This is a genomic window from Acetatifactor aquisgranensis (genome assembly GCF_943193215.1).
Lineage (GTDB): Bacteria > Bacillota > Clostridia > Lachnospirales > Lachnospiraceae > Acetatifactor > Acetatifactor aquisgranensis.
Window position 1 is genome coordinate 25624 of record NZ_CALPDH010000042.1, and the last position, 12532, is coordinate 38155.

8 protein-coding genes are annotated in these 12532 nt (G+C 52.0%); 1 reads left to right on the forward strand and 7 read right to left on the reverse strand.

Features of this window, described 5'->3' with window-relative positions:
• Nucleotides 1-18: 18 nt before the first annotated feature.
• Together NFS35_RS25075 and NFS35_RS25080 are read right to left on the reverse strand one after the other, a co-directional pair.
• The gene (locus NFS35_RS25075) at nucleotides 19-1617 is read right to left on the reverse strand and encodes a leucine-rich repeat domain-containing protein (protein ID WP_251209772.1); all 1599 of its coding nucleotides are present in this window, start codon (nucleotides 1615-1617) and stop codon (nucleotides 19-21) included.
• A 260-nt stretch (nucleotides 1618-1877) separates the two neighbouring features.
• Complete coding sequence (locus tag NFS35_RS25080; protein ID WP_251209773.1) at nucleotides 1878-2333, reverse strand: Rrf2 family transcriptional regulator; 456 nt, start codon at nucleotides 2331-2333, stop codon at nucleotides 1878-1880.
• Nucleotides 2334-2597: 264 nt separating this feature from the next.
• Here NFS35_RS25080 and NFS35_RS25085 point away from each other — a divergent pair, with 264 nt between their 5' ends.
• Nucleotides 2598-3365 carry a 4Fe-4S dicluster domain-containing protein gene (locus NFS35_RS25085; protein WP_251209774.1) on the forward strand — a complete coding sequence of 256 codons (768 nt, stop codon included), beginning with the start codon at nucleotides 2598-2600 and terminating at the stop codon, nucleotides 3363-3365.
• A 46-nt stretch (nucleotides 3366-3411) separates the two neighbouring features.
• Here the strand turns inward: NFS35_RS25085 and NFS35_RS25090 are convergent, their stop codons facing one another.
• The 5 genes from NFS35_RS25090 to NFS35_RS25110 form a co-directional block, all read right to left on the reverse strand.
• On the reverse strand, nucleotides 3412-4710 hold the full coding sequence (locus NFS35_RS25090; protein WP_251209775.1) for a ComEC/Rec2 family competence protein: 1299 nt from the start codon (nucleotides 4708-4710) through the stop codon (nucleotides 3412-3414).
• Nucleotides 4711-4834: 124 nt separating this feature from the next.
• Complete coding sequence (locus NFS35_RS25095; protein ID WP_251209776.1) at nucleotides 4835-5593, reverse strand: endonuclease/exonuclease/phosphatase family protein; 759 nt, start codon at nucleotides 5591-5593, stop codon at nucleotides 4835-4837.
• Between the two features lie 80 nt (nucleotides 5594-5673).
• Nucleotides 5674-8805, reverse strand: coding sequence for an alpha-mannosidase (locus NFS35_RS25100; protein WP_251209777.1), 3132 nt, complete (start codon nucleotides 8803-8805; stop codon nucleotides 5674-5676).
• Nucleotides 8806-8855: 50 nt separating this feature from the next.
• Entirely contained in the window at nucleotides 8856-10655 is a 1800-nt protein-coding gene (locus tag NFS35_RS25105) for an ABC transporter ATP-binding protein (RefSeq protein ID WP_251209778.1), read from the reverse strand.
• Nucleotides 10642-12447 (reverse strand): ABC transporter ATP-binding protein, encoded by a 1806-nt coding sequence (locus tag NFS35_RS25110; RefSeq protein ID WP_251209779.1) that lies wholly within the window; start codon nucleotides 12445-12447, stop codon nucleotides 10642-10644. Before NFS35_RS25110 ends, NFS35_RS25105 begins: the two co-directional genes overlap by 14 nt.
• Nucleotides 12448-12532: the final 85 nt, after the last annotated feature.

Genomic DNA, 12532 nt, shown 5'->3' on the forward strand with positions numbered 1-12532 from the left:
CAATTACTTCTGTAAGATTCAATCCGCATACCCATAAGGCAGCTTAAGACAGCGTTTTCTTTTCGAATCAAGGCTCTCATAGCGGAAGTTCGCCAAAGCCTTAGGGACGTACAGGCTTCTCAGATTTTCGCAAAGGTCGAATGCCTGCTTCCCGATATGCCTGCAGTCTTTGGAAACCCTGACCTCCGGTCCCAGCCAACGGCAGGCATAGAACGCGCATTCTCCGATGGACTCCGCTTCGGCGAGTTCTATATTCCGCAGTTTTTCGCAGCCCTGGAACGCATGGTCCCCAATGCTTTTCACGCTGCCGGAGCCCTGGAATACCACCTGCTCCAGCTTCCTGCAGCAAAAGAACGCGCGCTTCTCGATGACGGTGCCCGGATGGCTGATGCTGATCTGTGTCAGGTTCTCGCAATCGGCGAATGCCCGTTCCCCAATGCGGACGACGGTGGACGGTACGGTATAGGATCCCTTTTTCCAGCGGTCGCACCAGATCAGTTCCGTCCTGTCGCGGTTGAACATCACTCCGTCTGTAATAGTGAACCACGGGCTATCGAAAAGTATCTCCGGCTCCTCCTTATCCGAAGTTCTATGAAATAATTCCGCCATATAATCAGGAGAGTAGGGTACAGGCCCCATGTAGGTCGTACACTTGCTGGAGGAGCGTGTCTTCCAGGTTCTCGTTATTTGGTGCCGGGTGCCCAGGAACCTTACTTTTTTCAGCTTGTGACAGCCCTCAAAAGCCGGCTCCATGTACTCCAGGCTGTCCGGGAGCCAGATTGACCACAATTCCTTGCAGCCGCGGAAAGCATCCCACCGAATCTCTTTCAATTTAGATGACAGGTCTATTGACGCAAGGAAGAGGCAGTGGTTGAAAGCCTCTTCCCGAATCACCGTCACGGTATCAGGCAGAACCACCTGGCGCAGGCTTTTGTTATAAACATATTTCACATGGTATTTATTATTGCCCCTGTCCTGTACGATGCTCCCGTCCTCCCTTTTCACCGGAAGCTCATGCGGATATCCCGCAAAGGCCCAGGGACCGATTTCCGTCACACTATCGGGAACGGTATAGATCCTGTCCTGCTTCCCATAGGGATACCAGATCAGCCAGGTCATATCCTTGCTGAACAGTACGCCGTCCCGGGAGGCAAAATATGGGTTATCCTCGTCCACCACCACCTCCCTCACAGCAGCAAAACCGAAACTGATGCCCATGACCCGGCTTGTCTTCCAACGTTCCGGATCGGGCAGATATTCCGGTTCCTCCATATCGATATCAGCATTCATGGCAATGCTCACCGGATCCAAATTACACAGGGGCTCTTCCTGCCTCTCCACATATTCAGCTTCCCGGTACGCAGGATCCGCAACGTAGTCTGCTTCCGCCCTATAGCCGTAGCGCCGGAGCGCCCCAAGCAGACCGGCGGGTCTAGCCCATGAGCCATAATATTTTTGCGAGTAACCGAGGCCTAAAACAAAACTTTTCAGAGAGTCAGCCTGATTCTTATCCTCCTGGGGCACGCACCGGGCCGTGATGCGGAGCGTACGCATGCCATTCTCCAGTTCGACCCCAAATTCAGATAACGCCTTTCTGCATTCCATGATACTTTCCATCTTCTCATCCTCCTGTTCCGGCCGTCTACAGCCTTTCTCTTTGATATGCTGTTTCCTGTAACTTTTTACGTGCAAATCCGGTATTTTTTTGCCGCTCTCCCCGGAGCCGCCGCACGCTTCCTGCGGCGTTGCCTTTCTCTCCTTGGCGCGCGGGACCCGGACGGGTCAGGCGGCGCTTCTCCGGGAGAGGCATCCCTCCGGACGGTCATTTCAAGTTTTTCAAGGTGCCTGTCTTACAGTGATTAGTATAGCAGGCATCATTATTCATCATCGTAATTTTTACGATTATCCAAAGTTCCCTTATAATCGGAAATCATATTTTCCAGCGTGATTTTTTTCAGACTTTCACACAAATCCTCCCTGATTTTCTGATAAGAGCAATCCAATACTGTATGGATATTTCTCCCCACAGGACATAATGGCGAGGGCATGGGGTGGACGCCAATCAGTTTGGAATCAAAGTCCGGCTCTATCGCCCGGCATATGCGGTATAGGGTGATTTCGTCCGGCGGACAGTCCAATGCAGCGCCGCCTGTTCCGAATCGGACAGATATCATGCCGTCCTTTTTCAGCGCACTCAGGATATTTCGAATGGTGACAGGATTGCTGCCGCTGGACAGCGATAACAGTTCGCTGGTCACCTTTTGTTTCTCCCCATATTCATAGATGAAAATCAGACAGTGAATGGCCACTGAACATTTCGTGCTGATGTGCATAACGCCTTTCCTTTCTGCAATAAGCGTCCTCGCAGTAAGCGGCAGGGAATCAGCCCCTGCCTTATATATACTGCTTAACAGTTATAATTTCCGAGTAACCCGACTACATAATGCCAGCCATATAAGTTTAACCAGTGCAGTACGGTAAATTCTGGCGTTATGTAGTATAAAATTGTAGCACAAACGGACATTGCTGTAAATCTTGACATGCCGCCATGCATTTGCTATAATGATGTAAATTTAAAAATTACAGGAGGTGCAGACATGAAAGTCTCGCAGATAATTTTCAGCCCTACCGGCGGAACCGCTAAAGTCGCGGATATCATAACAGACACATGGGGAATGCCCGTCAGCAAAATCGATCTATCCAACCCGGAAATGGACAGTTCTTCACTCAACATCGAAAAAGAGGAAATCGCCATCATCGCGATTCCCTCTTTCGGAGGACGCGTCCCCGGCCTTGCCGCCCGGAGAATCGCAAATATCCACGGAAACCAGGCCCCCTGCGTCATCGTCTGCGTATACGGCAATCGGGCCTATGAGGACACGTTGATCGAACTGCAAGACCTTGCGGAAAAAAGCGGCTTCAAAGTCATCGCCGCCATTGCCGCCATTGCGGAACATTCCATCATGCATCAGTACGCCGCAGGCAGGCCTGATGAACAGGACAAGAGCGAGCTGGTCAGTTTCGCCCAAAAGATTCTGGAAAAAATAAACGGGAATTCCGCCGAACCCTCCACGCCGCAGATTCCGGGAAACCGCCCTTATAAGAAAGCGGGAGGCGGCGGTTTGGTGCCGAAAGCGGGCAATGGCTGCACCAACTGCGGCCTTTGCGCCAGACAGTGCCCGGCACAGGCAATCAGCCTGGAAAATCCCAAAGAGACGGACAGCAAAAAGTGTATTTCCTGTATGCGCTGTACCGTGCTGTGCCCGCAGTCGGCCCGGAAGCTGAACAGCGCCATGGTCTCTGCCGCAGCGCTGGCGATGAAAAAAGCCTGCTCCGCAAGAAAGGAGAATGAGCTGTACCTTTAAGGGGTGAGCCGGAGGAACTGGGCAGATATAAAAAATAATATGGCTTTTACATCCGCACCCCATAGAGATTCACGCCGTCATGCTCACCGCCCACGCGCTCCTCTTCCAGGATGACCTGGTAACGCCCGTCCTCGAACCTAAACCCGGTAGTCCGCTCCTCATACCAGATATTGTCCGGCGAGGCCAGGCAGTTCACCACATCCATCAGCTTATCGGTGTTCTCCACCGTATGCCCCCCGTAATAGCTGTTGGGCAGCATGGCATAATCCGCATCAATGGCAGGATACAGGCGGGAGAGGAAGTTAAAGCAGTGATGGGCGACCTGTACCACGTCCGACTTCCACAGCCCGGCCGGAACCGTCCGAAGCACCAGTTCCTCTGTCTCCACGTTGGTATCCCCAAGCCACATGACCGTGCCATTGCCTGTGGTCATTTTCAGGATGACGGAAGTGCAGTTGAAATCCCGGAAAGGGAATACCTTGGAATTCTCTTTGGAAATGGCGTCCTCCTGGGCATACAGCACGTCAAAGCGGACATTGGCCAGCGTGACGGCCTGGCCGCTGTGAAGCTTCAGGCACTTTACATCCGGGCAGAACTCCCGCAGGGTCTCTTTCAGTATCAGCGCATCCAGATCACCGGGATGCGTGGTATAAGGCGGGAAATTGAACATCACACGCTGCAGTTCGAAACTTTCAGGATATGTCCGAAGCAGCCTGATGCAGGCCGCCATGTGGTCGTCATGGGCATGGGAGAAAAACCATGCAGCAATGCGGATTTTCTCTCCCTCCGCTGTGTCTGTAATCCTGCGCAGGAAACGGTACATGCCCTCCACCGCCTCCGCGGAGCACTGCAGATAATGGCCGCCATCGATCATGACCAGCTGGTTGTCGGCCAACCGTATAATATAGAACATCCCGCAGTTGACCGTAACAGGGCTGAGTTCATTGCGCGGGTCATAGTAGAGTCCGTATTGATAGATTTCCGCAGAGGCCCCTCTCTCGCAGGTATAAGAAAATTCTTCCAGGGACACGGAGGCCCTGTCCTCGATGACGCGCACCTGGCCCAGGGCACGCGTATAATACACGTAAAGCAGCGCATCCGCTTTCTTCATCTGGCAGCAGTCCACGGCGGCGGTATGGTTCTCAAAGACTTTTTCAAAGCCCAGCCCGCACAACTTTTCAAGGTATGCCCCATACTCCTTTTCATTGGTGTCCGTCACCAGCAGCATGGGGCCGTCATCTTCCGTCGGGCCGCAGCTATCATCCGTTATCATGGAGCCTGTATTATACAGCCCCGCTGCCGGGCAGCCGCCCTCATATGTCCATTCCTCTTTCCATTTCAGCATGATTTTCTCTCCCTTTCGGTGTTTTAGAAAGCCATATCTCTATAATATCATGAATCCTTTCGGGCAGTCGTCCAGCCTTACCATATAGTGTTCATCCGGCCTGCATGAGCCCTCTGTATCGAACCTACGCCTCCGGCCGCAGCACGGCGCACACCGGATAGTGGTCGGAAAGGAACACCCCGCCCCTTTCATCCTCCCACTTCTCAACCCTCTCACAGACAAAGCCCTTTGTGAAAATATAGTCAATACTGCAGGGAGGTTCGCTCCGCTTATAGCCATGATAAGTGATGCCGATTCCCTCCGTCACATTTGTATAGGAAGAATCTTCTGCCATCACCGCCATTTCCTTACTGTCCGGCTCCGCGTTCATGTCCCCGGTGATGATTACAGGCACCTGGGCAAAAAGCACCGCCTGCTCCAGCTTATCCAAAATCTGCCGCAGCCCCTGCTCCCTCGCTCCTGGCCCCTCGTGGTCCAGATGCGTGTTCACCACCCGGAACACCTGTTTCGTGGCGGATTCCTCAAAGACCGCCTCCGTGCACACTCTGGGGCAGATGCTCTGGTCCGGATAGCGGGACGCGGGCACATAGGGCGTCTCCGACAGCCAATAGGTCTCCATCTGAATCAGGTTGACGGCATCCTTTCGATAGGCAATGGCCACCTGCTCGTCCTCCAGGGTCTCGCTGCGGCCGCATCCGATGACATAATAGTCCGAAAGGGCCTCTTTCAGCCATGCGGCCACATGGGGGAGCACCTCCTGAAAGCAGATGATGTCAGCTTTCTCTTTCTCCAGTTTCTCCAAAATCAACGGCTTGCGGAAACAGAAATTGTTGTCTCCGTCCTGCCCATAATCACAGCGTATATTAAATGTTACGATTTTCAAGTGTTGCCTCCTTTGAAGAGCCGCCCTCCTTTGCGGTCACTGTCTCTCCGCAAAAGGGGCGGCTGCCACTTCCGTTTTATTTACTTCTTTATCCTGATGGTCTTGATTTCAAATGCCCTGAAAGGCAGGACAATCTTGCCATCGTTCACAGTCACTTCCTCAGTGACATTCTCCAGCATATCGCACAGATAAGCCTTGCCCACGCCGAAGTTCAGGCTCACTTCCGCTTTCGTGGCGGCTTTCTTGGACTCATAAAGACGTAAGATAATATCTCCGCTTCCGTCCTCCGCAGGCTTCATGGTATCCAGGATGACATTGGCCTTATCCACCGTCACGGCGCTGAAGCGCTTTCCGGCGCCCCCGCTCACCGCGGGCTTCACATTCAGCTCATAGCCCTGTCTGACTACATCACTGTCTGCAAAACTTCCCTCCCATGCCGTGAAAGCATAGGTAAAGGAATGCTGCCCCTGATCCGCGCGCATCTCAGGACATGCGGCTGCCCGCAGAAGCGTCAGCTCCAGAGCATTGCCGTTCATGCTGATACCATACTTGCAGTCATTGAGCACCGCCGCGCCGTGGGAACCGTCACAGAGCGCGCTGTAGCGATGGTTGCATACCTCGAATCTGTCCTTGTCATACAGCTTGGAGCGGTGTGCGGGACGCTCCACATAACCGAACTGCATTTCGTTGATGCCGTTCTCCGCATATACGTCCACAGGGAAAGATGCTTTCAGCAATCTGTGAAGCTCATTCCAGTCCACCTCAGTGTCGAACACGATTCTCCTGCTGTCCGCAGCCAGGCGGATGTACTGCACGAAGCCGGATTCGCTGAGCCTGCCGGTGACTTTCACTACGCCCTCGATGCCGTCAGAGACTTTCTCCACGGAAACCTCGGTCACAGCCTCCACTTCCTGCAGGATATAGTTGGAGTCGATATCCCAGGCGTCGAACATACGGGGAACATCTTTGTACAGGCGGAATCTGTTCATGGGCTCTGCCGCGAACTCTCTGCCGGACTCTTTCAGCACAAAGGAGACTACCTCGCCTCTGTTGTTGACGATTGCCCTGACCTGGCTGTTCTCCATCACATATCCGTCTTTATCTTCTTCCACGGTCACTGCAGCTTTCACGCTGTCCTCAGAAGCCGCGCCCTCTGCAGGAACCAGGGAGACTGCGCCGCAGGAGGGAATCTCTACGACTGCTTTCACGCCCTCCGCCGTCTTCTGCACGGGCACTGCCTCTCCCTCAAAGGTCTTCGCGCCCTTTGCAAAGGCCTCGGGCAGCTCCACCAGAGCCTTTCTGTCAAAGCTTAAGGAATTCCATACCGTTACGGCTCCTTCTTTCTTCTCCTCTGTCAGCGCCTCAAGAGCCTGGTCAAGCAGCTCTGCCGCGCCGTCCAGGATAGCCTGATGGGCTTTCTTCGCCTCCTCATAGACACGTCCGATGCTGGAGCCGGGCAGGATATCATGGAACTGATGCAGCAGGATTTCTTTCCACAGGGCGTCCGCCTTTTCCAGGTCGTAATGCAGGCCGCGCTCAGCCGCCAGGCTGCTCCACAGCTCCGCTTCCCTCATAGCCAGCTCGCTGCGGCGGTTGTTCTTCTTCACTGCCGCCTGGGAGGTGTATGTTCCTCTGTGGGCGCTGAAATACAGCTCGCCTACATATGTGTTCACAGGGCCGCCCTTTTCCTCCATATCCCGGAAGAATTCCATGGGGCCTGCCATCTTCACTTTCACGCTGCCCTCCAGGTCTTCCTGGCGCTTTGCATATTCGATATAATCCCTTGCGGGGCCGCCGCCTCCGTCGCCGTATCCGTAAGGCATCAGGAACGCGTCCAGATCCTGAAGCTGGGTCCGGTTCTTCCAGATATTGTTGGCCTCGATAGGATCCGTGCGGTAGGTGTAGCTGGTAGGCAGGAAAGACACTATCTCAGAGCCGTCCATGCCCTGCCAGGTGAAATAGTGGTACGGGAACTGGTCTCCCTCATTGTAGGACCAGAATATCTTCTGAGTCACCAGATAATCCACGCCGCAGCCTTTCAGAATCTGGGGCAGGGCCGCAGTGTATCCAAAGGTATCCGGCAGCCAGAGCACCTTGCTGTCCACGTCGAACTCTTCTTTGTAATACCGCTTTCCGTGTATCAATTGTCGGATTAACGCTTCTCCGCTGGCCATATTGGTATCCGGCTCCACCCACATGGCGCCGTCCGCGATCCACTGGCCGCCTTTCACCGCCTCCTTGATCCTGGCGAACAGCTCGGGATAGTTCTTCTTGCACATCTCATAAGAAGCCGGCTGGCTCTGGATGAACTTGTATTCCGGGTACTCCTCAATCAGGCGCAGCTGGGCCGCGAAAGTCCTCTCCGTCTTGCGGTAGGTCTCCGCCATGGGCCAGAGCCATGCCAGATCCAGATGGGCATTGCCCACAGCATAGAACACCGGCATGCTGGAGCCGTTCTTCGCCTCCATCACCGGGCGCAGCGCCTCCCTTGCCTCTTTATAGGAAGCGATGCGCTGTGCCTTAGGCTGCTCGAAATCCACGATAAGTGTAAACTGCTGCAGCGCTTTCGCAATCTTCGCCGCCCGCAGGGACTTCTCGTCCAGAGTGATAAGGAGCATGCTCAGCGTAGCCACGTCCATGTACAGCTGATAAGCGTCCTCATTCCAGATGCCGTAGGTGCATTTCTCCAGCGTGCGCCGCTTTCCCTCCACCGCCGTGTCCTCATAGGCGCCGGGCAGCACAGGGCCGGTGGCGCAGCCTCCCGTAGGGGCCTCGGGGATGAAATGTCCCGCGTAGGTCTCCATCAGCAGGTCGAACCGCTCTCCGCCCTCCGCGCAGGTGCTGAGCACATTGTCCTCGATAAAGTGATGAGGCTCGTTCACCCAGGACGCGCGGTAGGTTCCAAAGGATCTGCCGTTCACGAACAGCGTGGATTCCCCCTGGGGCTTCAAATCCATCACAATCCGCTGGCCCTTTGCCTGCTCCGGCAAAGTGATGCTTCCTCTGAACCAGCAGTACTCCCAGACATGTCCCCAGGTGTAGCCGGGGCTCACAGGCTCGAAAGGCCCTTTCTGCGCCTCCTCCGGCGTCAGGTACTCCTCCGTGGGGTACGCCTCCCAGGAAATCTCTCCCAGGGGCTCATACAGATCGTCTCTCAGAGTGCGCATCCAGTGCTTGACCCTGTCTTTCCATTCCGAATGCATTAAGTTCATTTCGATATTCCTCCTATTAAAATTTTATTGATATTTATAGATATTATATCTTAGACCTGATGGCACAATTTCTGTTCCAGGTAGTACTGGGCCTGAGTCTCGAACATATTCCGATAGATACCATTCTCCAATCCCATCAGCTCATCATGACTCCCTTCCTCTACGATGCCGCCGTCCTGCAGCACTACAATCCGATCACAAATTCGGGTCGCAGAAAGTCTGTGGGAAATCATAACGGATGTCTTCCCATGGCTGATTTCCCTGAAGCAACGGAAAAGTTCCTCCTCCGCTACCGGATCTAAAGCAGCCGTAGGCTCATCCAGTATCAGCATCGGTGCATCCCTGTACACCGCCCGAGCAATGGCGAGCCGCTGTTCATTTCCACCGGACAGCTCTACTCCGTTCGGCTCAAAAAGCTTATAGAGATAACTATGCTCTCCCTCTGGCAGACTCTCCACTGTGTCTTTTAATCCCACACGTCCAAAAACAGGCATCAGCTCTGCATTCTCCTTCCCCCCCATCACCACATTGTCATAAAGAGTATAGGCAAAAAGTCTGAAGTCCTGGAAAACAGCTGCGCTAATCCCCTCCATGCCACCTATCTGCTCTCCATCGAACAGAATCTGGCCACTGTCAGGTCGATAAAGCCCACAAAGCAGCTTCACCAGTGTGGTCTTACCCGCACCATTGCGTCCCACGACTGCCAAACGCTCCCCTTGTGCAATCGTCAGTGAAAGATTTTTCAACACAGGTGTGCCGACTCCTGGATAGGAAAAAGAGAGATTCCGAACCTCTACTCGGGGCGCATCAACATAAGGTTTCGTTTTCTCATCCTCCCGCATAGATAGCTCCTCAAACTCCTGAAAAGCAGAAAAAAACTTCCCAGTATAAAAGAGATCCGACATCTTGTCACTGATACGGAAAAGAGCCGTCCCCAGGTTCAAGAAAATCCCTGTATAAAAAGCATACTCTGCAATCCCCAGTTTCCCCTGCATGGCCCAGACCGCCAATAGTCCATAGATAATAAACAACTGCAGCTGGGATAGGAGCGATGACAAGCCTGCGCTCCGGCTAATACGTCCAAACTGGGCAGAAAGCGCTTTTAAGTCTGTCCGGTTCAAACGACGAATCTTATCCATGAGGATGCCACTCATATCATAGAGACGTATATCTTTCCCAATGGAAAAATCTGCAGTCATCCCATTGTATGCCCCAATCTTCCGCTCCACCGGCAGAATCACCTGATATGTCTCGTCCTTGGTTTTTCTGGTTTGGTTCACAAAGTGCAGATTAATCCCTGCCATCACAAACAGGGCAAGCAGCAACACAGGATATCCCGTTGCGGCAATCGCCGCCGTCCCCACCATAAGAAACAGGCCGCTCAGTATGCTGGGAATAGTCTCTCGTAACATCAAATCCAATACACCATAATCAATAATAGGACGGAGCGCACGGTCTTTCAAATCCATGACTCGCGAGTCCTCCAACATGGAATAGTCCATGCACATAATCCTCTGTCCTACATAACATTTAAAATCATCCCGAAACCGCTCAGAAAAAACCCCTTGTTTTACCGTCAGATACCGGTTGGTTCCCATGCAGAGGAAATTGGCGGCTACCAAGCACACTACCAGAAAGAACAGTGTTCGCTCTCCCTCCTCGGACAGCAACCCTGCCAGAATCCGCTGAGTGAACCATACATTCAAAATCGGGCTCACAGCAGATATTACCGCAATCCCAGCTGTCACCATCAGGTAGGCCGGGGATACCCTTAGGGTCAACTTCATGACATAAAAAGGCAACATGAATTTCCGCCCGGTTTCCTTGAGTTTTTTCTCATGCTTCTTCATATGCATCCTCCCCTTCTGAATATCCTTGCTTTTTATAATATTGAGCCTGAGCATGGAACATCTGGTAGTAGCGTCCACCCTTCTTGTACAATTCATCATGGCTGCCGCGCTCCATAATCCTGCCCTGATCCAGCAGCCAGATTTCATCGCAGAAACGTGTAGAATTCAGGCGGTGGGAAATAAAAAGGGTAGTACGCTTTTGGGAAATATCATGGAAATGAGCATATACCTCATGCTCAGCCAGAGCATCCAGCGCAGCTGTAGGCTCATCCAGCAGCAGAATACCGCCACCTCGGTAAAGGGCACGACAAATCACCAAATTCTGGTGCTCCCCACCAGAAAGTTCCACTCCATCCGGGTCGATAGCCTTACCAACAGGAGTTTCCAGCTTTTTCGGCAGGCCTTCTACTTTATCATACAGCCCCATCAGCTGCAATGTCTCCTGTGCTCTACAGACCTCTTCCGGGGTATTTCCCTCTTTCAGTGTGATATTTTCAAGCACAGTAGCAGGTATAACCCGGGATTCCTGGAAAACTGCCGCAATACAATCCTGGTACTTTCGCAAATCCAATGTACGCAAGTCAATACCCCCTACACGAATGATTCCTTCATAATCATTATAAAGGCCACAGAGCAGCTTAACAATAGTCGATTTTCCCGCCCCATTCCGCCCCACCAATGCTACATGAACACCTGGATTGACCTTACAGGAGAAATCTTTCAAAACATACTGTTCACTTCCCGGATAGCGAAATGAGACATGACAGAATTCAAATCCATAGGCCTCAGCCAAAGGAATTCGAGCGGTGCCTCCATCCAGTTTTCCCTTGTCCTCCGCAAAGTCCCGATATGTCTGAACCTGCCTGGCCAAATCAACCATCTCTGCTCCCATCTGTGCAAGGTTCTGACCCACTGCTGCAAAAGACGCAAAGATGCCTGTATACAGGACAAAGTAATCCACAGTCAGCTCACCTTTCATGAAGATATCCACCAGATAAAAGTAAACTGCTGCCTCGCGTAAAAACGTGAAAATGAGATCCACTGCCACCGCAGTTTTTTTCTTGACAGCAATCCGCTTCAGGAACATTTCGTATTGATGCTGGTATTGACGATAGATACCAATAATCCAGTCCTTTATAGCAAAAAGCCGGACTTCCTTGCCATAACCATAGTCATACATTAGAGAGAATGTGTAATCCCGTTTCCGAAGAATATCTGCCCTCTCATCCTTTTTTTCATATTCATATTTTTTTACCCTGTCTTCATAAAATAGATTCAGAGCAATGTTCAAAAAAGGCAGCAACAGCAAAAGCGGTTGTAGCTTTGCCGCTAGAATAATATAGAAAAAAAGGATGATACCGTTGGAGAGAAAGCCCGTACCTGTCTTGTGTAGTGCCATGACAAATCGATCTACGCTGGATGTGGCATTGTTCAGGCTATTCAGGACAGTCGGATTCTCAGTATCAACGAAAGGCATCTCCATCGCTTTCTTCTGCAGTTTTTCTTTTAGCTTGAAGCCCAACCGCAGAAAAAGGGCATCGTTTTTCAGGCTATAATATGAAACCAGAAAGGAAGAGGACATGGACACGATTACCAGTATTCCAATATGAATCGCAAAGCTTGCCAAGTCCTGTTCCATAATGTCCTGAATAACAATCTTGGGCAGTAAAACCCCTGAAATTGGTCCTGCCGCCATCGCCAAAGTCAGGACAATAAAAACAGAAAAGTAACTTTTTTCGCTCTGCCAGACAATTCGAATATAGTAACTGATGTTCTGAAAAAAATTCTTCATTGTCGCATCTCCTAGTATAATGATGATATAGCCACAAGAGCTATACAGTTAATAAGTTACAAAGTCATATCTGATGAATAGCTGA

Excerpts from the sequence above, each read along its gene's own strand:
- NFS35_RS25075 (WP_251209772.1), bottom strand. The coding sequence starts at position 1,617 with ATGGAAAGTATCATGGAATGCAGAAAGGCGTTATCTGAATTTGGGGTC.
- NFS35_RS25080 (WP_251209773.1), bottom strand. The coding sequence starts at position 2,333 with ATGCACATCAGCACGAAATGTTCAGTGGCCATTCACTGTCTGATTTTC.
- NFS35_RS25085 (WP_251209774.1), top strand. The coding sequence starts at position 2,598 with ATGAAAGTCTCGCAGATAATTTTCAGCCCTACCGGCGGAACCGCTAAA.
- NFS35_RS25090 (WP_251209775.1), bottom strand. The coding sequence starts at position 4,710 with ATGCTGAAATGGAAAGAGGAATGGACATATGAGGGCGGCTGCCCGGCA.
- NFS35_RS25100 (WP_251209777.1), bottom strand. The coding sequence starts at position 8,805 with ATGAACTTAATGCATTCGGAATGGAAAGACAGGGTCAAGCACTGGATG.
- NFS35_RS25105 (WP_251209778.1), bottom strand. The coding sequence starts at position 10,655 with ATGAAGAAGCATGAGAAAAAACTCAAGGAAACCGGGCGGAAATTCATG.
- NFS35_RS25110 (WP_251209779.1), bottom strand. The coding sequence starts at position 12,447 with ATGAAGAATTTTTTTCAGAACATCAGTTACTATATTCGAATTGTCTGG.